The organism is Gilliamella sp. ESL0232, assembly GCF_013346885.1.
In the GTDB taxonomy this organism is placed as follows: Bacteria; Pseudomonadota; Gammaproteobacteria; order Enterobacterales; family Orbaceae; genus Gilliamella; species Gilliamella bombi.
On record NZ_JAAEDW010000005.1, the window covers coordinates 86,970 to 110,625 of the forward strand.

Sequence of the window (23,656 nt, forward strand, 5' to 3'; positions counted from 1 at the left end):
TCTATACCGTTTTGTGATGAATTTAGATTTCTTTGTTTTCCATTTATTAAAATGTGTGAGAACCATCGTATCAATTAAACATTCACCAAATCTGCCTGCTTTCAAACGAATGGTTAAATCGAAAGTGTGATACGTTCGTTAATTGAGAGGTTGCACAATCAGCAAATAATGAGCGATTCAAAGGTTAGAAAACAAAAGCTCAAACTCTTTATTAATTTTTATACCGTATAAAGCGATTTCAGGGAAAACGTCTTATGAGTTTTTAGAGGATTATTTTAATCATGAATTGTAAATAACTCGACGTTTTCCTACAAATTAGGCTTTTTTATATACATAAATTTATCGATTATTTTTTTCGAGCGAGGTATTGTATTGTTTTTTTTATAATGCTTAAAACGCTCGAAACTAAAATTACTAATAAATTATGATGCATTAGCCGCTTTTTTGCTCGCTCAACAAATATCATCACGACAAAAGCAATAATCGTTAAATAGATGATGAAAGCCCCATAAGTTGCTAACATATCAATCAGTGAACGCCCTCGCATGGCAAAATCGCGGAAAAATTTAAATAACCAAACTAATGGGAAAGCATGGCTGACATAGTAAGTCCAAATTGGCATTATTCCCACAGCCATTGTTGAACCGCCCATGATAAACCCTGGAGGTACTAAGAAAATCATTCGACCAGCGCCTTCTCCTGGGTTGTTAGTTTTCCAAGACAGTAACAATCCTAGCCAACCAAATGCTAATCCTGTCATAAATATGCTCGGTACAAAAGCAAAATAGTTACCGTCAAAACGCAGTTGTCCAAATATAACAAGTATGGCTGTGATAAGCGTTAATGCTGTTGTAAAAAATAGTGCATAAGGGATTGTTTTTGCTAATAAAGGTAAGAGTCCTCTTTCTATTGTTTGTTCCCACATGCCAGTTACTTTCAAGCGGCCAATAATCATTAATGAGGTTAGGCCGTAAGTCAGTGACGAGAAAAAGTAGACAAAATATATAATCGTCGATATGGTGGACGAGCTTGCTGGATTAAACATATATCGTGTTTTAAGTTGCATTGGTGATAAAGTTGCTTCAATGCCTTCTTTACCAAGTCCTAATGCTGCAACTTTACCAACACTGAGTTCAGCCCCCAATTCTGGAATATATTCATTAAGGCTTTGTAGTACTTTGGCATTTTGTGCATCGTTTGTATCATCAGCAAAATAGCCTAGGCGTACGGTTTGATCGCCTTTTTTTAAGCTTTTTTCTAGACCTTTAGGAATATATAAAACACCTAAATTACGGTCGTGTGAAACCAATGTTATTGGATTTACTGGCGATCTTATTACTTCTGTCACTTCAATATAAGGCGATGTATTGACTTTGCTAATTAATTCAGTCGAATAATGAGAACCATCAAGATCAATAACCGCAATTTTTCCTTCAAACACAGCTCCATGACTTAATACAATTGAAAAAACAAGCGAAACAATAGCAGCTAAGCCAAGCGAAACTTTATAATAAGGTATAAAATGGCCAGACAACATGGCGTCAAGCTCTTCAAGCATGGATTTAATGATGTTTTGCATCATTTTTCAACCTCAAGTGTCATTCCAGTTAATAGTTTAGGAATTGATTCTATGTAAATTCTAACTTGATAAGAGGTTAAATCAGCTTGACCTCGTTCTCGTGTCATGCGTAAATCAGCAAATGATGGCGCAGCGGTGGCAAAGCGAACTTTTCCTTTTACTTCTTTGTTAAGTGCAATTACTTTTGCTGTAACCGTTGTGCCTGGTTGATAATCATTAACCATTTTTTCATTCACATAAATGTCGATATATTTACGATCGGTTTCTAATAAGACTGCTGGCGCACCGTTTGGTACCATTTCACCATCTTCAAACATAAGTTTTAATACTTTTCCATCTTCGGGTGCTCTTAATGTTAGTCGATCATAATTAAGCTGTAGTTGTTTTAATTCAGCTTCGCCTTGCGCGAGTTGTGATTGAAGCTGTGTTAATTGATTTTGGCGGTTTTGCAGTTTTTGTCGTGCAATTAAGATTGATTGTATTGTCATTCCTGTTGCATTTTTTGTTTGTTCAAATTGGCTAATTTGTTCAGGCGTCGCACCAATCATTAAGGTAGAAAGTTGGCTTTCAATTTGAATAACTTGCATTTTTGCATTAATAAAAACATTACGAGCATTATCAAGTTGTGACTGCGAGTTTCCCCCCGATTTACGTAATTGGGTTTGGCGATCAAATTCAGTATTAGCTAGGTATCGAGCCGATTTCGCTGCTTCTAAATTGGCTTGCACTTCTTCTATTTTTCGCCAAGTTGATAATTCTGAAAGGTTGGTTTCACTTTCAGTGATTTCAATATTTTTTTGTTCTTGGTTTACTGCCGCCTTTTGGCTATCAACTAAAGCTTGTAGTCGATCGATAGCTAGTTTGGTATCGATATCTTCTAATTGCATTAAAGGCTCACCTTTTTTTACTATTTGTGATTCTTCTACAAATCGCTTGGTGACTTTTCCGCCGACATTTTGAAAGGCAATATTAATCTCATCGGCAGTTAATACACCAGATTTGATGCTTTTGGCAACCGAGACCGCATCATTTCTTGAACCTAAAAAGATTAAAAATGAGCCAAAGATTAGCAGGAGTAAAAAGATAACAGGAATTTTGACATTTTTTTTCATATATAGCTTATTTTCCATTTATTTAGTCAGCTAACTATTTAAGTGAAATGAAGAACTTTAATGATTAAAGTCCGTTATTTTCGTAATAATTTACGTAACATCAATATTAAAGACTCTTGTTCTTGCGAATTGAGTACTTGTGCAAAAGCGCGAATTGATTTTAGGTGATTGGGTAATGCATTTTGAATCAGCTTTTCGCCTGTATGTGTTAAAGTGATTAATCGAGAACGACCATCATCACCACTTTTTGACATCGAGATTAAAGGCTCTGGCGCTGCCAGCATTCGTTTAACCATTACTGATACTGTCGCAGGTGTGACACCAATGCGCAAAGCAAGATCACTGGCACAGGTTTCACCTTCTGAAAACAATGACATCAATAAGGCAAACTTACCTTCAGAAACGCCGTAATCTTTATCTAATTGCGCATAGATATTAGCACGAATTAGATCGGCCGTTGTTATTAAGCTCAAAACCAGATCAACACCAGAAACATCAACGATGTCATCGTTAAATCTTTGCGCTCGAGCTAAGGTTTCACGTGAAGGCAGCTTTCTTGAATTGTAATTCAATTTTTATTACTCAATTTATTTAGTCGGCTAATTATACTGGTTTAGTTAAAATTGGCAATTATTTTAAGTGCGTTTTAGCAAGTTGATATTTAAATACTACTAAAGTAGTAATCCTTGAGGGTAATTATATTCTATGTACAGTTTCATACAATGTTATTAAATTAAAATTTTTTAGCAATTTAATTAAATTAAAATTGGAGTTATGTATGAGTAAAACCAACCTCGTTATTATTGGTAATGGGATGGTTGGGCATCGTTTTATTGAAGAGTTAATTGATAAAATGCAGCCCAATCAATTCAATATTACTATTTTTTGTGAAGAACCTCGTCTTGCCTATGATCGGGTACATCTTTCTTCTTATTTTTCTGGTCACACAGCAGAAGCGCTTTCTCTAGTTCGTGAAGGTTTATACGAAGAGAATAATATTAAAGTCTTACTTAATGAACGGGCTATTTTAATTAATCGTCAGCGTAAGGAGATTCATTCTCAACAAGGGCGAATTGTTGCTTATGATAAATTGATTATTGCGACAGGATCTTATCCTTGGGTACCACCGATTAAAGGTGCTAATGGTTCGGATTGTTTTGTTTATCGTACGATTGAAGATCTTGATGCTATTCAGGAATGTGCAAAGCGTTGTCAAAAAGGCGCTGTTGTAGGTGGTGGATTGCTTGGACTTGAGGCAGCTGGAGCTTTAAAAAACTTAGGTATGGAAACGCATGTGGTTGAGTTTGCTCCAGTGCTTATGGCCGAACAGTTGGATGTTCAGGGTGGAGAACAACTGCGTCGTAAAATTGAGGAGATGGGGGTAGGTGTTCACACCAGTAAAAATACTCAAGAAATTATTCATACACCTGCTGGGAAAATCATGCAATTTGCGGATGGCTCTGCACTTGAAGTCGATTTTATTGTTTTTTCAACTGGCATTAGAGCAAATGATAAATTAGCTCAAGAATGCGAGTTAGAAATCGGTCCTCGCGGGGGAATTGTTATTAATGATTATTGCCAAACTTCGGATCCTGATATTTATGCTATTGGTGAATGTGCTTGTTGGCAAAACAAGGTTTTTGGTTTAGTTGCACCGGGCTACAAAATGGCTCAGATAGCCTTAGCGCATTTAATGGGACAAACAGATAAATTTGAAGGCGCCGATATGAGCGCTAAGCTAAAGCTGATGGGAGTTGATGTCGGTAGCATTGGCGATGCTAAAGCAAAAACAATAGGGTGTCATAGTTATGTTTATTTAGATGAAACAACGCCAGTTTATAAAAAATTGGTTGTTTCGAATGATAATAAAAAACTCTTGGGTGCGGTATTGGTTGGCGATACGTCAGATTATAGTAATTTATTGCAATTAATGCTTAATGATATGGATCTACCTGAACATCCAGATACGCTGATACTGCCTGCACATGCAGGAGCAAAACCAGCTATGGGTGTTGATGCGCTTCCCGATTCAGCACAGATTTGCTCTTGTTTTGATGTGACTAAAGAAAAAATTGTTAATGCCATTAATGCTGGTTGTCATACGGTTGCAGCAATAAAAGCTGAAACTAAAGCTGGGACTGGGTGTGGAGGCTGCATTCCACTTGTTACACAAATTCTTAATTTAGAGTTAGCTAAACAAGGCATTGAGGTCAGCCATGCATTATGCGGACATTTTAAATACTCTCGTCAGGAGTTATATCATCTTATCCGTGTTGAGGGCCTAACGTCTTTTGAGCAAGTGATTAAAAAACATGGTAAAGGTTATGGCTGTGAAATTTGTAAACCTACCGTCGGATCTTTATTAGCTTCATGTTGGAATGATTATATTCTTAAAGATAATTTGATTCCTCTACAAGATAGTAATGATATTTTCTTAGGTAATATTCAAAAAAATGGTACTTATTCGATAATTCCGCGTAGTGCTGGTGGTGAAATTACTCCAGAAGGATTAATTGCTGTTGGTCAAATAGCTAAAAAATATCAGCTCTATTCTAAAATTACTGGTTCACAGCGCATTGGCTTATTTGGAGCACAAAAAGACGATCTTCCTGCTATTTGGAAGGAGCTTATTGAGGCTGGTTTTGAGAGTGGTCATGCTTATGCCAAAGCATTAAGAATGGCAAAAACCTGTGTAGGTAGTACTTGGTGTCGATTCGGTGTCGGAGATAGTGTTGGTTTGGGCGTTGAGCTAGAAAACCGTTATAAAGGCATTCGTGCACCACATAAATTTAAACTAGGCGTATCAGGTTGTACGCGTGAATGTGCCGAAGCTCAAGGTAAAGATATTGGTGTTATTGCTACTGAAAAGGGATGGAATCTTTATGTGTGTGGTAATGGTGGTATGAAGCCTCGTCATGCTGATTTACTTGCTGCTGATCTCGATAAAAATACACTAATTCGATATATTGATCGTTTCCTTATGTTTTATATTCGTACCGCAGATAAATTACAACGGACGTCAGTCTGGCTTGAAAATTTAGATGGCGGTATTGATTATTTACGTAGTGTTATTATTGACGATAAATTAGGCATAAATGCTGAGTTAGAAAGTGAAATGACACGCTTACGTAAATTAATGGTATGTGAATGGAAGGAAGCTGTTGAAAATACAGAAGGTCAAATTCGATTTTCTCATTTTATTAATAGTAACAAACGTGATGAGAATGTCCAAATCGTACCTGAGCGTGCTCAGCATCGCCCAGCAACAGCAGAAGAACGTAAAGTAATGTTAGGGGAATAATATGAGTCAATGGATAACTATTTGTAAACTTGATGAGATTTTACCTGGCACAGGAGTTTGTGCACTTGTTGGTAATGATCATGTGGCTATTTTTCGCCCTTATAATAATGCTGAGCTTTATGCGATTAGTAATATTGATCCATTTGCTAAGGCAAGTGTTTTATCCCGAGGCATTATAGCAGAACATGAAAATGAGTTATGGGTGGCAAGTCCGCTTAAAAAGCAACGCTTTCGTTTAAAAGATGGTTATTGTTTGGAAGATGAACAATATTCAATCCCTCATTATGAAGTAGATGTTAATGACGATGGGATCGTACAAGTAAAGTCGCGCTAAATGTATTTTTAAAAGGATAAATTAATTATGTATACAGAGACAATTAATAAATGTGCAGCAAATGCTGCGCGTATTGTTCGTTTGGCAAAAACGAACCCATTTGGTTTTTGGCTAAGTTCTGCTATGGCTGGGGCTTATGTAGGAATAGGTATTATTTTGATTTTTACTTTAGGAAACCTTGTTGAACCATCAATAAGACCTTTACTTATGGGAGCAACGTTTGGTATTGCTTTAACATTGGTTGTAATTGCTGGCTCTGAATTATTTACAGGGCATACCATGTTTTTAACCCTAGGAGTAAAATGCAAAAAAATTACTCATACCCAAATGTGGACAGTATTGCCACAAACATGGTTAGGAAATTTATTAGGTTCAATTTTTGTTGCTGCATTGTATTTTTATGCTTCAACACCTCTATTATCAACGGATACTAGTTTGGTTCATGCAGCGGCTTTAGCAAAAACATCTGCTTCAGCTTCGGCATTATTTTTTAGAGGTATTTTATGTAACTGGTTAGTTTGTTTAGCGATTTGGATGGCTAATCGAGTTGAAGGTTCGGCAAAGTTTATCGCTATTTGGTGGTGTTTGTTAGCATTTATTGCTTGTGGTTATGAACACTCCGTCGCGAACATGACACTTTTTTCACTTTCATGGTTTGGTCATCATAGCGATGCTTACACATTAGCTGGAATTGGTCATAATCTATTATGGGTTTCATTAGGAAATCTTGTTTCTGGTGCATTATTTATGGGACTGGGATACTGGTATTCAACCCCCAAAGAAGATCGACCTTAATAGCTGTTTAATTTAGTAAGTGTGGTTAAAATAACCAATATAAGGGGGAAAGCATGGTAAGCAATCCCCCAAAGACGTTAAATTAATTAGGATTATATTTGGTTTTAATCATAATTAGTGATAAAAAAATAACGAAGCAATTAACAATAGGATAATTAATAAATTTCTATTATTAGAGGTTAGTTGTTAATAAATTTTTAAACAGATAATGTTTTATTTTGAGGTGTTATGGATTATTTCCCCTTATTTTGTAAGCTAGAAAACCGTGATTGCTTATTAGTCGGTGGCGGTGAAGTTGCTGAACGTAAAGCTCGATTATTACTTGAAGCTGGTGCCCGCTTAACTGTCAATGCGCATGAATTTAACGAGCAATTCATATGCTGGAATGAACAAAAACAACTAGTTTTAGTTCAAGGGGAGTTTAATGCTGAATTACTGGATGATAAATGGTTAGTTATTGCGGCAACAGACTGTCAGGAAACTAATCAAAGAGTGAGTATTGAGACGGAAAAAAGGCGTATTTTTTGTAATGTGGTTGATTCTCCAAAAGATGCGAGTTTTATTATGCCCTCAATTATTGATCGTTCCCCTATTATGGTTGCTGTCTCTTCAGAAGGGCATGCTCCTGTTTTGGCTCGATTATTGCGTGAAAAACTAGAGTCCATTTTACCTCAACATTTAGGCAAATTAGCTAAATATGCCGGTTATTTACGTAATAAAGTTAAAACAACCTATCAAACAGTGACGGAACGTCGTCGTTTTTGGGAAAGGCTATTTTCTCATGATAGGTTAGCTCAAGCGATTGCTAATAGCGATTCAGATCATGTTGAAAAACTCACCAATGAGCTATTTGATACATCACTTGATTCCCGTGGTGAGGTTGTGTTAGTTGGTGCTGGCCCAGGTGATGCGGGCTTGTTGACTTTAAAGGGATTACAGCAAATCCAACAAGCAGATATTATTGTCTATGATAGATTAGTATCGGATGAAATTATGAATCTAACTCGTCGCGATGCTCAACGTATTTTTGTTGGTAAACGAGCAGGTTTTCATTGTGTACCTCAAGAACAAATAAATCAGATTCTTTTACAACAAGCTAAAAAAGGTAAGCGTGTTGTACGTTTAAAAGGTGGAGATCCTTTTATTTTTGGTCGAGGTGGTGAAGAGCTCGAAACATTATTTAACGCCGATATTCCATTTTCTGTAGTACCAGGAATTACAGCAGCTTCAGGTTGTTCTGCATATAGTGGGATCCCATTAACGCATCGAGATTATGCTCATAGCGTACGTTTAATTACTGGTCATTTGAAAGATGGTAGTCACCTTGACTGGAAGAGTTTAGCCGCTGAAAAGCAAACATTAGTTTTTTATATGGGATTATCTCAAGCCAGTAACATCGAAAAACAATTAATTAAATACGGTATGAATGCAAATACGCCAATTGTAATTGTTGAAGAAGGCACAACAACGAAACAAAAAGTAATATCGGGCCAGTTATGCGATTTAGCACAATTATCTTTGCAAGCCTGTAGTCCTAGTTTAATTATTATTGGGCCTGTTGTTGCATTACGGGAAAAACTAAATTGGTTTTCTGAGTGTTAGTGGGTGCTAAAGGTTTGATCTGTCCATGTTTTAATGGAGCCTTTTTAATGTGTAATAGAGTTTAATATAAGCATAAAATACGATTAACACTTCATAGTATAATGTGACTCTAAGCCTAGGGAGATCGCAAATACGCACTATTGCAGTTAGATAGTAAAAGCGCTTTTTTCTAAAATAAAGAACAAAATTCGCTACTAACAAAATGAAACACCGTCCAGTAAGTGTTTCATTTTAATTTAAAACGAAAAAATAAAATCAATTATCTATCTGAGGATTTTTTATAAAAACTTTCTTGTTTTGGCGGTGTTATTTTAGGAAAGCGTTACTGTTTTAATTGTTCAATAAGAAGATACGTTATAAAAATCACTTTGCTCATAGTCAAAAAATAAAGCCTATGCTAGACTGAACCAAACTCTGAAGCTTTTTTTCCTAAGTGATATTTTCATATGGTGGATTAGCCGCGGTATAACGCAGAAATGGTTATGCTTCCCGATTTGGATAAGGTGTTTAATGTATATATGCAATTAGTTGATAATTATCAGCGTCGATTTCAATATCTACGTTTGTCGATTACCGAGCTGTGTAATTTTCAGTGTCAGTACTGTTTACCAAGTGGTTATCAGCCTAACAAGGAACATAAATTTTTGTCGCTCAGTGAGATTAATCATGTTGTGGCAACATTTACTGAACTTGGTGTGCGTAAAATTCGGTTAACGGGTGGTGAACCCACTTTGCGTCGCGATTTTATTGATATCTTATCGCTCATATCTTCCTATCCCAGCGTGAAAGAACTCGCTATTACGACCAATGGTTCGCGTTTATTAAAAAATATTCACCATTGGCATCAAGCTGGTTTAAATGCGATTAATATTAGTATTGATAGTTTTACTCCCCATTTATTTAAATTAATTACTGGTCAAGATAAGCTTAAAGAATTACTGCAGTGTGTTGATAAATCGTTAGAAGTAGGTATAAAAAAAGTCAAAATTAACACTGTTTTGATGAAAAATATGAATGATAATTTAAATGATTATTTGTTATGGATTAAAGATATTCCAGTAGAGTTGCGCTTTATTGAACTTATGGAAACAGGCGAAAGCAACGATACATTCAATCGTTATCACTTGTCTGGTAGTTTTATTGAAACACAATTAATTGCGCAGGGGTGGGAGTTACAACCCAAAAAACCATTATCAGGTCCTGCTAAGATTTATGTGCACAGCGACTATCAAGGAAAAATTGGTTTGATTATGCCCTATTCAAAAGATTTTTGTAAAAGTTGCAATCGATTACGTGTATCATCTATCGGTAAATTACATTACTGCCTATTTGGTGATGCGGCGGTTGATTTACGTGATTTGTTGGAAAGCTCAGAACAGAAACAACAATTAAAAGCAAGAATTCTTGCTTCATTAATGATTAAACCAGAAAAGCATTTGTTACATAATCATCGTGTAGGGCTCACCCCTAATTTATCTTATATCGGTGGATAATTGGCTGTTTTGTTTTGGGACATTGTCAATTTGCCAATGTTGTATAGCCCAATCTAGTAACTGTTTTTGAGTGGCGTCTTGCCAATCTTCTGGCACATATTGTCCTAGAAACTGTAAAGCCTGGACGGTTAACGCTTTAAAATTGTTTAAATCAATCGGGCTAGCATGATTTTGTTTTGATAGTTTATTGCCATTTTTATCTAATACTAGTGGTAAATGGCTGTAACCTGGCACAGAAAAACCAAGCAGTTGATATAGTGAGATTTGTTTTGCAGTAACAGGTAAAAGATCCGCGCCACGAACAATTTCGGTAATTCCTTGTTCATGATCGTCTAAAACTACCACTAAGTTATAGGCAAATAAGCCGTCTTTGCGGTGAATAATAAAATCTTCTTGCGCACTTGCTTTTTCAACTGTTTGTAAGCCACGAATCTGATCTTTAAATTGAAAAATAGGATGATTTTGTTTTAAACGTATAGCAACTTGTTGCTTATTATTGATAGATAAATGTCGTTCACGACAAAAGTTATCGTAAATACCATTTGTTAGGTTTTGAATTCGTTGTCTAGTACAGTCACAATAATAGGCTTGTTGTTTATCTATTAGTGTTTTTAAAACAGTGCGGTAACGCTCACTGCAAGATGATTGATACAAGACTGTATCATCCCAATATAAATTAAGCGCTTCAAGCGTTTTTAATATAAGTGATGATGCCCCTTTGACTTCTCGTGGTGGGTCGATATCTTCGATACGGACAAGCCATTTACCACGACAAGATTTAGCTTGGAGATAACTACCAAGAGCCGTTACCAACGAACCGAAATGTAATGGTCCAGATGGCGAAGGGGCAAAACGACCGATATAATGCATAGGTCTGATTTGGAATGATAGATAAAACTGGGATCACATACCCATTTGTTTTTCGCGAAGTTCAGCAAGCGTTTTACAATCAATACATAAATCGGCTGTTGGTCTTGCTTCTAAACGGCGAATTCCAATTTCAACACCACAAGATTCACAATAACCAAAATCGTCTGATTCGATTTTCTTTAACGTTTTTTCAATTTTTTTGATGAGTCTTCTTTCTCTATCTCGAGCACGTAATTCAAGGCTGAATTCTTCTTCTTGTGTTGCTCGGTCAGCCGGATCTGGAAAGTTCGCTGCTTCATCTTGCATATGTGTAACTGTTTTTCCCATTTCACCTTGTAGCTGTGTTAGCCAAGCTTCTAAAATAAGTTTGAAATGTTTCAATTGCTTAGGGTTCATGTACTCCTCGTTTTTTGCCTCTTTATAAGGCTCAAGCCCAGCAATTGAAAGCAGGCTAAGAGAAGATGTATTTACTTTTTGTTCCTTTTTCACTGCAATCCCCTTAAGTAAAGATTATTTGAAAGCGCTAAACTATAGCAATAATTCAGCCTTTGGCAAATTTTTTTTATCATTTTTATAATTAAAAAATAAAAAAATAGTACAACTATATGTTATTAATAAAGATAATTAATTATTCCACTTTTTTAATCCATTTTCAGGGCATTTAGCTACTAAATCGTACAATTTGTCGTTATCGGGGAAAATAAGTTCAGGACTGATATCAAATAGTGGATAGAGGACAAATTCTCTATTTTTCATATGATAATGAGGGATAGTAAGTCTTTCATTATTAATGACTAAGTCATCATAAAGTAAAATATCTAAATCTAGGGTTCTAGCGCCCCAACGATTATCTTTGCGTACGCGTCCTTGTGCTTTTTCAATAGCTTGTAGTTCATCAAGCAATGCTATAGGCGATAAGCTTGTCGTCAGTTTAATTACTGCATTAAGATAATCATTTTGATCTTGTGGCCCTAAGGGCTTACTTCGGTAAAATGGTGAAATATCTACCACTTTTGTGCTAGGTAAACAGCGTAATGATTCAATAGCACGATTAGCTTGTGCAAACGGATCTTCAAGGTTGCTCCCTAAAGCAACATAACAAATTGACATAATTAGACTTATTTTTTTGTGATATTAAATATAATTGAATGGCAATATCTTAGCACATAAAAACAATTGCCAAGAATGATTATATAAATAGATTCATGCTTATGACTTTGTGTTATAAAAATATAACCATATAATCTTTAACTTTTTATCTATTTTTCATTATGTTACCTATGGTAAAGCAAATTATTTTATTAAATGGTTATTTTTATTAGTTATTGTATTTATTGAGAATATAAAATGAATTCAGGTCAACAATTAAGTTTTTTAATAAAAAATACTTCAATAATCAGTGATCCTCAAGTTATTGATTGTGCTATCAAGGGGATAACCGATTATTTTGCCTGTAGTTTACAAGCTTGTCAGGAAGATGATGTTCATAAATTACTAGCATGGATAGCAGATGAGGGTGGAAATACTAGAGCTTTGCTGATTGGTCAAAAAAAGTTAGCTACGGCAAGGCAAGCAGCACTTTTTAATGGCTTCCAAGCGCATTGTTTAGATTATGATGATGTACATTCAGATGTTAGAGGCCACCCCTCAGCCGTTATTTTATCCGCTCTTATTGCTAGTGTTCGATTAGATAGTATTGAACAAAAGGTTGATAGTCGGCGTTTTTTAACGGCTTATGTTATTGGTATCGAAGTGATGGCTTTGTTGGGTAAAAGTGTTAATCCACAGCATTATGAAAAAGGTTGGCATGCAACTATTACTTTGGGTGGAATTGCTGCCACTGCTGCTATTTGTTATCTCTATGATGAACCTTTTTTATCACAGGCATTAACATTAGCAGCTACACAAGCATCAGGAATGCGTTTGTTAATGGGTACTCCGATCAAATTTTTACATGCAGGACTAGCAGCACAGCATGCTGTACAATCTGTTGAATGGTTAAGAGCTGGTATACATGCCGATCAAGATTTTTTAGATGATAAATTAGGTTTTTTGGCTATTTATGGGCAAGGTAATACACATTTTGATTTAAGTCATTGGGGTAAAACTTGGAAGATTGTGGATCCCGGATTATGGTTTAAAAATTATTCTTATTGTTCAGCTGCTGCTTATATTGCTGATGCGGGTCAATTACTTTACCAAAATCTTAGCTTTGAATTTGATAATATTAATAATATTGTTATTTATTTTGCACCGCCAAATAGTGATGCTGCACTGATATATAAAACCCCTTCATTGGCGCAGCAAGGACGTTTTTCGGCTGAATATGTTTTAGCATTAACTCTTTTAGGATTGCCACTTGGTTTTGAGCAGTTTTCATCACAACCTATTTCAAATGCAATAAAACAATTAATGCAGAAGATGAAACGAAGTTATCAAACGCATCTTACGCTACATCCAGAAGCTTATAATGGGCGTTATGTAATTATTGATATTTTTCTTAAAAATGGTAAAAAGATAAGTCAGCGTATTGATATTCCCAAAGGTTCTCCTAAAAACCCATATAGCCAAACTGAAATGTCGTTAAAATTGCATTCAGCGATTAAAGATCAAGCTAAAGCAGAGCAATTATTAACAGATATTCATAAACTAGCAAAAGGTTTAGATATTCGTCAATTTCTATTATCTTATTTATTTACTCTTTAAATGTTAAATTATTATCATTAGTTAGTATAGTTTTTAACTAAATTTCAAAATCAATTTCGTCAGTTAGCTGGCGTAAAAATCGTTGCGTAATTTCATTTTGAGGATTATCGATGACTGATTTTGCTGATCCCTCTTCGATAATCATTCCTTCAGCCATAAAGATAATTCTATCTGCAACGTACTTAGCAAACTCCATTTCATGCGTTACTATAATCATAGTAATACGTTCTTTTGCTAGCTGTAGCATGACTTGCAATACTTCGTGTACTCGCTCAGGATCGAGTGCAGAAGTCGGTTCATCAAATAATAATACATTTGGTTTAACAGCTAAAGCTCTTGCAATTGCAACACGTTGTTGTTGACCACCCGATAAAGTGATGGGATATTGTGTTGCGTATGGCAACATACCGACTCGTTCTAATAATGATAATCCTTGTTGTTTTGCTTTGGTTTTATCCATTTTTTGACCAACAATTAATGGATAAGTTATATTTTCTAATGCTGTTTTATTTTTAAATAAATTATAGTGTTGAAAAACCATAGCGGACTGTTTTCGTAAGTTGCTTTCTTCTTTAATACTATAATGCTTACTATTAAGTGATACAGTTCCTATTTTGATAGTGCCTGTATTTGGTTTTTCTAGTAAATTTAAACAACGTAACAGAGTTGATTTTCCTGAGCCTGATGGGCCAATAATGGCAACAACTTCACCTTGTTTTATATTTAAGTTGATGTCTTTTAATACTTCATTATTTGCAAAACGTTTAGATAAATGCGAAACAGAAATCATAACCTTACTCCTTAACGATGATAAGGTATACTGAGCTTTTGCTCTAATTGTTTTTGTATCCAAGAATAGGCAACAACAGTTAGCCAGTAAACAATACCTACAGCTAGATAGGTTTCGAAGTAGAGGAATGAGTTAGCAGTTAACATTTTCCCCGATGCTAATAGTTCTTGCACGCCAACAAAAAAGGCAACAGACGAATCTTTAAGTAATGAAATGAACATATTGCCGGCGTTTGGTAGAGCATTGACCATAGCTTGTGGTAGTATAATACCTCGATAAACTTGTATTTTACTTAAACCAACGGTTATTCCTGCCTCTTTCTGCCCCTGATCAACGGACTTTAAACTTGCTCGGAAAATTTCAGCTAAATAGGACGAATATTTTAAACTGAAGCAGATAATGGCTGCTGTTGTAGCGCCCATTTGTTTTAAAACAGGAAAAATTTGTGGTAATCCATAATAAATAATAAACAGTAAAACAACAGAAGGTATTCCTCGAAACAGTGAAATAAACAGTGCAAAAAACGAATCGATAATGATTATTTTATTGCTACGTAATAGTGCAATCGCAAGTCCAAATATAATGGCAAACATAATCGATATGATGGTAATAAAAAGTGTAACAGGCAGATAAGGTAATATCTGCGGAAATACACTTAAAAAATAGTTTACATTAAAATTCATAGGGTAATATCTTCACCAAAATATTTAATTGCAAGGTTTTTCAATGTGCCATTGGTGCGTAACTTTTCGATGGCTTGATTGAATTTTTCACGTAGTGCTTGGCCTTTTTCATCTTTACTAAATGGAAAAGCAACGTGCTCAATAGTAATTGGCTCACCCACTAATTTAAACGGTAGGTTTTTACGCTTAATTTCAGCCAGTAATATTGGCTTAGAATTGACATAACCATCAACTCGTCGATACTCCGTGTCATACATTGCACCATCTCGTGTTTCATAGGTCTTGATTGTTATTTCGTTGTTAGGAAAGGCTTTTTTTAGATTGTTTATATGATTTGAGCCTAGCACACCAGCAATGGTTTTACCTTTAAAATCAGATAATTGCTTAATATCGTTGTTATCTTTGTGGGTAACAACTTGGCTACCGTAAAGGCTATAGGTATTGGAAAAATCATATTTGGCTTGACGAGCATCTGTAACCGCAACTGCATTGGCAATAGTATCTAAACGCCCTGAATCAAATTGCCCCATTAAGCCACCAAATTCAGCAATGATCCATTCGACTTTATAGCCTAATTCGTTAGCAATTGCTTCAGTAACTTCAACATCAAATCCGACTAAATTGCCATCTTGTTTATAACCGTTTGGATAGCTTTGTCCTGTGGAGCCCACTTTAATGACATTTTGCTCTGTTACTTGGTGATTGGATTTATTATCACAACCAATTAAGGCTAGGCTAGTTAATAAAAGAGCGGACAGTAACTTGCTTATTTTTTTCATTGTTTATTACTCCTTTTTTTCCATTCGGTATAGTTTTTATGATTTAAGATTTTTTCAAAATAAAGTGTGGTATGATCGAGTGTTAAATTAGCTTGCCCTATTTTTTTATAGCCTCTATTAATATAAGTTTGGGCAAGCCATGGATGATTTGCAGCAGTGCCTAACGTGACAGCAGGTAATTTTAGTTGGTTAATTAGAATTTGCTGTTCAACAAAATCCCATAATGCATTACCATAACCTTTGCCTTTATATTGTGGCGCTGTTGCAAACCAACCTAAATGCGGTAACCCATAAGGTCCTGGGTTATTACCCCATGGAAAGCGAATACTTAAGGTTGATAGTAGATCACCTTCTTTTTCAAATAGATACACGGCATTGGAATTAATATGGTCAGCAATTTGCGATTGCGTGACTGTTGCTGCGACAAAATGGATGCCTAATTGAGTGGTGGATTGATAAGCATTATGCAATAGCGCCTGATAAGCAGGAATGTCTTTATGAGTGATTAAGCGAAAGCTCATGCTAATACTCCACACTGTTCAGCATATTGAATAACTTGTGCTACTTTTTCAGGTGCAGAGCCAATATAGCTAATTGGATCTAACCAAGCATCAAGTTCGGATTCGGTGAATTCTTTATTTAAACGTGGATCTTCTAATAATATATCTTTAAATGGTCGATTTTGTTCAAATGCTTTCATGGCGCTTTGGTAAACTAAATTATGTGCAGTTTGTTTGCCTAATCGTTTGCCGATTTCAAACATCACTTTTTCAGATAGTAGTAAACCATTTTGTAGTGATAAATTGATCAACATTTTTTCTGCATTGATTTTAAGTCCTTTAAGTACGGCAAGGGCTGTCTGTAATTGTGCTGAAATATAAAGGTTAATTTCTGGTAGTGCGATCCATTCGGCTCGCCAACTCATGGCATCGCGTTCATGTTCAACTTTCATTGATTCGTGAATTAATGCGACACTTTTTAAAAGTGGAGCTGTCAAACTGGCTAAACCTTCTAATGCCGCTGGGTTGCGTTTATGCGGCATGGTAGTTGAACCTATTTTTCCTTCCGAGAACGGTTCTTCAACTTCGTTAATTTCGGTACGCATTAAGTTGTAAAATTCATTGCCCATTTTACCTAATGTGCCACTAATTAGCGCAATGACTGATGCATATTCAGAAAAACGGTCACGAGCTGCTTGCCAACCGATATTAGGGGTATTTAGTCCCAGTATTGTTAAAGCACGCGTTTCAACTTGTGGTCCTAACTTGCCCATTGAGGCATAAGTACAAATTGCACCACTAATATTACCGACTAATACTCGCTGTTTGATTTCACTTAAACGTTGTAAGTGCCGAATAAATTCATCTAACCATACGGCAAGTTTAAAACCAAAGGTTGTAGGGAGTGCTTGCATGCCATGGGTTCGTCCAACCATGGGTAAATACTGATACTTTTTAGCTAAACGTTTTAGTTCTAGTGCCACTAGTTTGCTATCGCGTTCAATTACAGTAAAAGATTGTTTTAATTGTAAAACAGTTGCAGTATCGACGATATCTTGTGTAGTTGCGCCGTAATGAATATATTGACCCGCATCACCGACTTGTTTTTGCAGTGCATTAATTGTTGACATTAACGAATGTTTGGCTTTAGCTGCTTCTTCGGCAATTTGTTCAATTGATAATTTAGATGCATCGGCTTTGGATATGATTGAATTGGCTGCTTCAATTGGAATAACGCCTAACTCGCCTTCCGCTTTAGCTAAAGCAACTTCGACATCGACCTGTTTTTGCAAGCGATTTGTCTCTGACCAAATTGCTCTCATTTCGTTAGTACCAAAGTTATTGCCCAAAATTAAAAAATCTAAAATATGTGACGCCACCAAACTATCCTCAATAATTGTTACTATCTTACTTAATAATTATTAGTAATTATTGCAGTATCGTCTAATAATCTGTTTTTCTATTGATATAACCAAATGGAATAAAATACTAATGAGAAGGGGGGAGGTGTAAGTAATCATTAGGATAATTTTTGATTAATAAGGATATGTATGCCAAAGCTAAACCTGTTTTTTATAGTAAAAAACATATTAATTTAAAGGGGGGAAGTAAATAGAAACACCCTTTATTTGAGCGCTTCTATTGTTATGACTGTTTATTATTAAAATTTCTATAGTACTTCAACAATTGATTCGCAAAGTCTGGACATGTTATCTAATGTCATACCAGCCACGTTGATACGTCCTGAGTTTACGATGTAGATGCCATAATCATTACGCAATTTTAGCACTTGTTCTTCGTTCAAGCCACTGAACGAAAACATGCCATTTTGTTTGGCAATAAAACTAAAATCTTGATTTGCACCTTTGTCTTGTAAGGTTTTTACAAATAGTTGTCGCATGCGGTGAATACGTTGACGCATACTTGTTAATTCATCGATCCACTCTTCTTTTAATTCTTCATTGTTTAATATATAAGAGACGATTTTAGCACCATGGGCAGGAGGGTTTGAGTAATTAGCTCGAATAATTGTTTTGACTTGACTAAAGGCTCGATCGGCAATTTCAGCATTTGCCGCAATTAATGTAAATGCTCCCACTCGTTCGTTATATAAACCGAAATTTTTAGAGTATGAACTTGCAATAAGTAGTTCTGGATGATTATTGGCAAATAACCGTAACCCATAAACGTCTTCTTCTATACCTTGTCCAAAGCCTTGATAAGCTAAATCAAACAGCGGTAACCAACCATTTTTTAAGGCAAGATCCGATATAGCTTGCCATTGTTCTGGGGTTGGATCGATACCCGTTGGGTTATGACAGCATCCATGGAATAATACCGCTTCGCCAGCGGTAACTTGGTTTAAGCTACTCATCATGGCATCAAAATCAAGAGTGTGCGTTTGTGCACTGTAATAATGGTATTCGCGTACTTCAAGGCCTGCCATTTGGAATACACTACGATGATTTGGCCAAGTTGGATTACTAACCCAAACTCGTTTTATTTTGGTTCGACGAGCTAAAAAGTCTGCCATAATGCGTAAAGCCCCTGTTCCTCCAGGTGCTTGTGCAGTTTTTGCTCGTTCATTTTCACTACCAAAAAGCAAAGTTTGCGTTGCAATATTGAAGGATTTGAGGCCGTCAATAGGAAAGTAACTTTTTGTGGTTTCGTCATTTAGTAACAAATGCCCTGCTTTTCTGACACTTTCTAAAATAGGGGTTTTGGTCGTTTCATCTTTATAAATACCGACACTTAAATTAATTTTATTGGTGCGTTCATCTTTATTATAAAGGTCTGCTAGCCCTAAAATGGGATCGGCTGGTGCTGCTGTCAAATTTTCAAACATAATCCACCTATTTAATTGATTATTATTACTGCATTATATACACATTATTTTGTAAGTTACAATTTCAAATAGGTATACGATAAAATAGATTTTTGTAAAATTTTTAACGTTCTTATAGTTACTGAAAAACTGTAAGTTGATTAAAAAATGAAATCAAATCATTAGTTAATGTCGTTAGTTCTCCTGTAATTAAGTCCTCTTTTACTATTTCGCCCGTTAAATTGTTTAATGAAATTATTTTTGTGCTGTCATCTGTCGTAGCTATAAAAATGGTTGCTGTTCGTTTTAATCTTTTTTGTTGGGATAAATGAGCTATTAAATTTTGTTCTAAAGTTGAAAAGTCATCATCGTTCCATGCTTGAATTAAGGTTAAATGTGTGTCGGTAAATTTAGCCGTCATATTGCCAGCATATTGTGTACCATAAAAAATGTGAGCAGAGGGATGTAAAATGATACCAATAACTTGTTCAACAATCGAGAGATCTCTTGGTGGTTCTAATAAAAATGGTTGCCAAAATACCGTGAGATGGTCAGTTTTTAAAATACAAGGCGAGGGGATGGCATGTAGTTCTTCGCTTTGTGGTGCGTATTTGAATTGCTCAATCCAACGAGTAGTAAAATTAAGTAAGGCAGTTTTATTGGCAGAGTTCATAAACAGATATATCTCATATTTAAATTATAATGTCATTTTATTGTAATTATACTGATTAGGATTCGTTATGCATAATTGCATCGGTGTTTTATTTTTAGTTAATGGGATAATTAGTAAGAAAAAATTTTGTAAAAAAGTTTCAGGTAACTATGTGTTTCAGTAAAAAATTTAAGCAAATTAAATAAGTTATTTATTGTGTGATTAAAGCAAGTTGAATATAGCTAAAAATGAATTCTTAACTGTTTGTAAAACAGCCAGTTTAATTTGCTTGCTATCCTTGACTGAAACGTTAATAATAGTGACGGATAATTTTATCCTTGTAATGCAGCAATGGCGTTAGACATTACAGTTTTTCAAAATAAAATAGCGTAAGTAGAATCATTATAATTAGATAATATGTTTATTTTAAACAATTGCATAAAGATTTAGTTTATTTGCTAAAGCCGTTAAGAAACATAGGTTTGCAAATTAGCCATATTAATAGTGTCAATAAATTATACAATTAGGTTTTTTTAAATATTTAGTGCTTTTTAATTTAGCATGTTACTTAATGTATGATATTGATGTTGTGTAAGCGGTATCAGGTTCACATAAAATAATAACAAAAATAACATAAATAAAATAATGAATGCTGTATACCAATATTTAGTTAAGTACCATTATTCATCATTGTTAAAATAATCACTTATCAATAATAAGATTCTACCTACTGTTAATTAAGATTAATCAAGAGTGTAGAATAATGAAAAGAATGCTAATCAATGCAACCCAGCAAGAAGAGCTGCGAGTTGCGCTTGTTGATGGTCAACGATTGTATGATTTAGATATCGAAAGCCTTGGACATGAACAAAAAAAAGCGAATATTTATAAAGGTAAAATCACTAAAATCAATCCAAGTTTAGAAGCTGCTTTTGTTTCGTATGGTGGTGAGCGTGATGGTTTTTTACCTTTAAAAGAGATTGCTGAAAGCTATTTCCCATCTAATATTTCTGGTCGTCGTAGTATTAAACATCTACAGGAAGGTCAAGAAGTCCTTATCCAAATTGAAAAAGAGATTCGTGGCAAAAAAGGTGCGGCTTTAACCACCTATATTAGTTTAGCTGGTAGCTACTTGGTGTTGATGCCTAATGATCCTCGTGCTGGCGGTGTTTCGCGCCGTATAGAAGGTGAAGAAAGAGCAGATCTTAAGCGTATTATTGATGCAATTGAAAAGCCAAAAGGCATGGGTGTTATAGCTCGGACGGCGGGTGTTGGTAAAAGCCAAGAGGAGTTGCAACAAGATTTAGATGCATTAGTTAACTATTGGACAGCAATTCAAAACGAAGCCAAAAAACATCCTGCACCAAGCTTGATTCATAAAGAAAGTGATATCATTACTCGTGCGTTTCGTGATTATTTGCGTGATGATGTTGGTGATATTTTAATTGATAATCCTAAAGTACTTGAGATTGCTAAAAAACGTTTAGCTGATTTGGGACGAGTTGAGTATATCGGTCGCTTAAAGCTTTATGAGGGTGATGTGCCATTATTTAATCATTTCCAAATTGAGGGGCAGATTGAATCGGCATTTCAGCGAGAAGTTCGCTTACCTTCTGGTGGTTCAATTGTTATTGATGCCACAGAAGCGCTTACAGCAATCGATATTAACTCGGCTAAATCCATTCGTGGTAGTGATATTGAAGAAACAGCATTTAATACTAACCTTGAGGCAGCCGAAGAAATAGCTCGTCAACTACGTTTACGCGATTTAGGTGGTTTGATTGTTATCGATTTTATTGATATGACACCAGTCCGTAATCAACGTGAGGTAGAAAACCGCTTAAAAGAAGCGATGAAAACCGATCGTGCACGAATTCAAACTACGCGAATTTCACGCTTTGGTTTACTTGAAATGTCGCGCCAACGTTTAAGCCCTTCATTACGCGAAGCAACGCATCACATTTGCCCTCGTTGTCAAGGTACAGGCACAGTTAGGGACAATAATTCATTGTCTTTATCTATTCTTCGATTGATTCAAGAAGAAGCAATGAAAGATAATACAGTACAAATCGATGTCATTGTTCCTGTGCCAATAGCGAGCTACTTACTCAACGAAAAACGTCGTGCTATCACCAATATTGAAAGTATGCATCCTGATGTCAAAATTGTGATTGCTGGCGATGAAGAGATGGAAACACCATTGTATAAGGTGATTCGTAAGCGTAGAGGCGAAGAAACAGATGTACTGAGTTATAATCTTCCAAAATTGATTCGTGAACTTGAGGAAGAGGAAGAAGAGCAACAAGCTGTTGAAGTTATTGTTGAACAAGCTGTATTATCTGGACCTAAAGTTGAAGCTTGTGCAACACCAAAAGAAAAGGTAGAGTCAAAAACTATAAAATCAGGCGGTCTGTTTAGTGGATTATTTGGTAAATTACGTAAACTGTTTGTTACTGAAAAAGTAGAACCACAGCCAGAAGTTAAAACAAGACCGACTAAAAGACGGGATAATCAACGTTCAAACAATCGACGTCAACGTAATCACCGAAATAACAATGCTGCTAATAATGGTAATTTTGTTGCAGCAGGCAATATTGACGAGGTTAAAGAATCAAGTCGAAATAATAATCGCAGAGCTAAACAAAATAGTAATTCAAATGCTAATTTGTCAGACTCTGAAAACAATCTTAAGGCAGATAGAGTTGTCGAGGAAGTGGTACAACCAAAACTGCGTGAGGCTAAGCCAAGACGCCAACAACGAGCATTAACTAAAGGTGTTCGTGTGAAAAATAGTAATACTACTGCCACGGTGCAGACTGAACAAGAACGAGTAATTATCCCTTCTTTATTATTACCTGTTATTGTCTCAGAATCAGCTGAGGGCAATATTGTATCGGAAATTCAACCGAAACGTCAGCGTCGTACTTCAAGACATTTACGAATGAATGGCCAACGTAATAAACGCCGTGTTCGTAATGTAGAACTAAAACAGTCTCCAATACCATTGCCGTTTGCTGCAGCATCATTGGAATTAGCTTTAGGTCGTGTTGTTGTTGATTACAGTCAAATAGCTAATTATGAACCACATAATGTGGTACCTGTCATTCCATCGCTTTTACTTCCTGTTATTGTTAAAAATGAGGAAGATGTAAATAGAACTGCTAGTGTTGATGAGGTATCAAAAGCTCCCATATTTGTAAGTGCTCAAGAGGATTTTAACGTTAGTGAGAAAAATGATAATGATCTTGTAATTAATGATTCACACTCAATAGGTTATTCCTCATCAGCAATGACTAAAGCACCTGCACCAGAATATGTGACTTATGATGTTGAAATAAAATTGCGTGAAGAATCAGATTATCATTTTGAAGGTAAAGGTAATGCTGGTGGTTTAAGTGCTCAGGATCATGCTTATGCCGCAGCAAGTAAACCAGTAATACTGGATAATCAATAAATAGATTAAAACACGGTGGCGTGGTTATGTTGCCGTGTTTTAATTAATTATAATAGCGATAAAGATAAATAATGATTATCTATATTTTCAAGAAAATAGTAACGTTTTTGTTTATTATCTGCGTATTAGCTCAGATTAGTTTTTGTTTAGTTTATTTTAGCCCTCACTCAACATTTAACATT

General features: G+C 35.5%; 19 protein-coding genes, 1 pseudogene and 1 riboswitch. Of the genes and pseudogenes, 7 read left to right on the top strand and 13 right to left on the bottom strand.

All coding sequences use genetic code 11. The features are described from left to right. Positions 1 to 346: 346 nt before the first annotated feature. From GYW75_RS06805 to GYW75_RS06815, 3 genes are all read right to left on the bottom strand, one after another. Positions 347 to 1,582, bottom strand: coding sequence for an ABC transporter permease (locus GYW75_RS06805; protein WP_202983940.1), 1,236 nt, complete (start codon positions 1,580 to 1,582; stop codon positions 347 to 349). Continuing rightward, entirely contained in the window at positions 1,579 to 2,691 is a 1,113-nt protein-coding gene (locus GYW75_RS06810) for an HlyD family secretion protein (protein WP_174798851.1), read from the bottom strand. The genes GYW75_RS06805 and GYW75_RS06810 overlap by 4 nt, the downstream gene beginning before the upstream one ends. Positions 2,692 to 2,765: 74 nt before the next feature. After that, positions 2,766 to 3,263 carry a MarR family winged helix-turn-helix transcriptional regulator gene (locus GYW75_RS06815; RefSeq protein ID WP_085164529.1) on the bottom strand — a complete coding sequence of 166 codons (498 nt, stop codon included), beginning with the start codon at positions 3,261 to 3,263 and terminating at the stop codon, positions 2,766 to 2,768. Positions 3,264 to 3,469: 206 nt separating this feature from the next. Between GYW75_RS06815 and nirB the strand changes: the two genes are divergently transcribed. From nirB to moaA, 5 genes are all read left to right on the top strand, one after another. After that, positions 3,470 to 5,992 carry a nitrite reductase large subunit NirB gene (gene nirB / locus GYW75_RS06820; protein ID WP_085164528.1) on the top strand — a complete coding sequence of 841 codons (2,523 nt, stop codon included), beginning with the start codon at positions 3,470 to 3,472 and terminating at the stop codon, positions 5,990 to 5,992. Between the two features lies 1 nt (position 5,993). Beyond that, positions 5,994 to 6,326: a nitrite reductase small subunit NirD gene (gene nirD / locus GYW75_RS06825; protein ID WP_085164526.1), complete on the top strand. Its 333-nt coding sequence runs from the start codon at positions 5,994 to 5,996 to the stop codon at positions 6,324 to 6,326. A 27-nt stretch (positions 6,327 to 6,353) separates the two neighbouring features. Beyond that, positions 6,354 to 7,121, top strand: coding sequence for a nitrite transporter NirC (gene nirC, locus GYW75_RS06830; protein WP_085164524.1), 768 nt, complete (start codon positions 6,354 to 6,356; stop codon positions 7,119 to 7,121). Positions 7,122 to 7,349: 228 nt separating this feature from the next. Then, positions 7,350 to 8,723, top strand: coding sequence for a siroheme synthase CysG (gene cysG, locus GYW75_RS06835; protein WP_065609364.1), 1,374 nt, complete (start codon positions 7,350 to 7,352; stop codon positions 8,721 to 8,723). Positions 8,724 to 9,123: 400 nt separating this feature from the next. After that, positions 9,124 to 9,245, top strand: a riboswitch (molybdenum cofactor riboswitch). Further along, complete coding sequence (moaA, locus tag GYW75_RS06840; RefSeq protein WP_174798852.1) at positions 9,242 to 10,216, top strand: GTP 3',8-cyclase MoaA; 975 nt, start codon at positions 9,242 to 9,244, stop codon at positions 10,214 to 10,216. (Overlaps the previous riboswitch by 4 nt.) Here the strand turns inward: moaA and gluQRS are convergent. The 3 genes from gluQRS to folK form a co-directional block, all read right to left on the bottom strand. Continuing rightward, positions 10,196 to 11,086: a tRNA glutamyl-Q(34) synthetase GluQRS gene (gluQRS, locus tag GYW75_RS06845; RefSeq protein WP_174798853.1), complete on the bottom strand. Its 891-nt coding sequence runs from the start codon at positions 11,084 to 11,086 to the stop codon at positions 10,196 to 10,198. The two genes, moaA and gluQRS, sit on opposite strands and share 21 nt — an antisense overlap. A gap of 33 nt (positions 11,087 to 11,119) precedes the next feature. Then, positions 11,120 to 11,575, bottom strand: coding sequence for an RNA polymerase-binding protein DksA (dksA, locus tag GYW75_RS06850; RefSeq protein ID WP_174798854.1), 456 nt, complete (start codon positions 11,573 to 11,575; stop codon positions 11,120 to 11,122). A gap of 135 nt (positions 11,576 to 11,710) precedes the next feature. After that, on the bottom strand, positions 11,711 to 12,196 hold the full coding sequence (folK, locus tag GYW75_RS06855; RefSeq protein WP_034910368.1) for a 2-amino-4-hydroxy-6-hydroxymethyldihydropteridine diphosphokinase: 486 nt from the start codon (positions 12,194 to 12,196) through the stop codon (positions 11,711 to 11,713). 237 nt (positions 12,197 to 12,433) lie between these two features. Here folK and GYW75_RS06860 point away from each other — a divergent pair, with 237 nt between their 5' ends. Further along, the gene (locus GYW75_RS06860) at positions 12,434 to 13,792 is read left to right on the top strand and encodes an MmgE/PrpD family protein (protein WP_174798855.1); all 1,359 of its coding nucleotides are present in this window, start codon (positions 12,434 to 12,436) and stop codon (positions 13,790 to 13,792) included. Between the two features lie 37 nt (positions 13,793 to 13,829). Here GYW75_RS06860 and GYW75_RS06865 read toward each other — a convergent pair whose 3' ends face one another. The 7 genes from GYW75_RS06865 to syd form a co-directional block, all read right to left on the bottom strand. Beyond that, positions 13,830 to 14,582 (bottom strand): amino acid ABC transporter ATP-binding protein, encoded by a 753-nt coding sequence (locus GYW75_RS06865; RefSeq protein WP_085163860.1) that lies wholly within the window; start codon positions 14,580 to 14,582, stop codon positions 13,830 to 13,832. An 11-nt stretch (positions 14,583 to 14,593) separates the two neighbouring features. Further along, a complete protein-coding gene (locus GYW75_RS06870; RefSeq protein WP_034910372.1) occupies positions 14,594 to 15,265 on the bottom strand; it encodes an amino acid ABC transporter permease in 672 nt (223 codons plus the stop codon). Then, complete coding sequence (locus tag GYW75_RS06875; RefSeq protein ID WP_085163861.1) at positions 15,262 to 16,044, bottom strand: amino acid ABC transporter substrate-binding protein; 783 nt, start codon at positions 16,042 to 16,044, stop codon at positions 15,262 to 15,264. Before GYW75_RS06875 ends, GYW75_RS06870 begins: the two co-directional genes overlap by 4 nt. Next, on the bottom strand, positions 16,041 to 16,565 hold the full coding sequence (locus tag GYW75_RS06880) for a GNAT family N-acetyltransferase (RefSeq protein ID WP_081296750.1): 525 nt from the start codon (positions 16,563 to 16,565) through the stop codon (positions 16,041 to 16,043). The genes GYW75_RS06875 and GYW75_RS06880 overlap by 4 nt, the downstream gene beginning before the upstream one ends. Next, positions 16,562 to 17,923 carry an adenylosuccinate lyase gene (gene purB / locus GYW75_RS06885; protein WP_174798856.1) on the bottom strand — a complete coding sequence of 454 codons (1,362 nt, stop codon included), beginning with the start codon at positions 17,921 to 17,923 and terminating at the stop codon, positions 16,562 to 16,564. The genes GYW75_RS06880 and purB overlap by 4 nt, the downstream gene beginning before the upstream one ends. A gap of 290 nt (positions 17,924 to 18,213) precedes the next feature. Next, positions 18,214 to 19,389, bottom strand: coding sequence for an amino acid aminotransferase (locus GYW75_RS06890; protein WP_174798857.1), 1,176 nt, complete (start codon positions 19,387 to 19,389; stop codon positions 18,214 to 18,216). Positions 19,390 to 19,507: 118 nt separating this feature from the next. Then, positions 19,508 to 20,041: a SecY-interacting protein gene (gene syd, locus GYW75_RS06895; RefSeq protein ID WP_085163865.1), complete on the bottom strand. Its 534-nt coding sequence runs from the start codon at positions 20,039 to 20,041 to the stop codon at positions 19,508 to 19,510. A gap of 742 nt (positions 20,042 to 20,783) precedes the next feature. Between syd and rne the strand changes: the two are divergent. After that, a pseudogene (rne, locus tag GYW75_RS06900) lies at positions 20,784 to 23,441 on the top strand (ribonuclease E); the annotation flags it as partial. Positions 23,442 to 23,656: the final 215 nt, after the last annotated feature.

Coding starts and splice junctions, on each gene's coding strand:
- GYW75_RS06890 (WP_174798857.1), bottom strand. CDS start 19,389: ATGTTTGAAAATTTGACAGCAGCACCAGCCGATCCCATTTTAGGGCTA.
- GYW75_RS06805 (WP_202983940.1), bottom strand. CDS start 1,582: ATGATGCAAAACATCATTAAATCCATGCTTGAAGAGCTTGACGCCATG.
- GYW75_RS06860 (WP_174798855.1), top strand. CDS start 12,434: ATGAATTCAGGTCAACAATTAAGTTTTTTAATAAAAAATACTTCAATA.
- nirB (WP_085164528.1), top strand. CDS start 3,470: ATGAGTAAAACCAACCTCGTTATTATTGGTAATGGGATGGTTGGGCAT.
- nirC (WP_085164524.1), top strand. CDS start 6,354: ATGTATACAGAGACAATTAATAAATGTGCAGCAAATGCTGCGCGTATT.
- nirD (WP_085164526.1), top strand. CDS start 5,994: ATGAGTCAATGGATAACTATTTGTAAACTTGATGAGATTTTACCTGGC.
- GYW75_RS06810 (WP_174798851.1), bottom strand. CDS start 2,691: ATGAAAAAAAATGTCAAAATTCCTGTTATCTTTTTACTCCTGCTAATC.
- cysG (WP_065609364.1), top strand. CDS start 7,350: ATGGATTATTTCCCCTTATTTTGTAAGCTAGAAAACCGTGATTGCTTA.
- GYW75_RS06865 (WP_085163860.1), bottom strand. CDS start 14,582: ATGATTTCTGTTTCGCATTTATCTAAACGTTTTGCAAATAATGAAGTA.
- moaA (WP_174798852.1), top strand. CDS start 9,242: ATGCAATTAGTTGATAATTATCAGCGTCGATTTCAATATCTACGTTTG.
- syd (WP_085163865.1), bottom strand. CDS start 20,041: ATGAACTCTGCCAATAAAACTGCCTTACTTAATTTTACTACTCGTTGG.
- folK (WP_034910368.1), bottom strand. CDS start 12,196: ATGTCAATTTGTTATGTTGCTTTAGGGAGCAACCTTGAAGATCCGTTT.
- GYW75_RS06875 (WP_085163861.1), bottom strand. CDS start 16,044: ATGAAAAAAATAAGCAAGTTACTGTCCGCTCTTTTATTAACTAGCCTA.
- gluQRS (WP_174798853.1), bottom strand. CDS start 11,086: ATGCATTATATCGGTCGTTTTGCCCCTTCGCCATCTGGACCATTACAT.
- GYW75_RS06880 (WP_081296750.1), bottom strand. CDS start 16,565: ATGAGCTTTCGCTTAATCACTCATAAAGACATTCCTGCTTATCAGGCG.
- GYW75_RS06870 (WP_034910372.1), bottom strand. CDS start 15,265: ATGAATTTTAATGTAAACTATTTTTTAAGTGTATTTCCGCAGATATTA.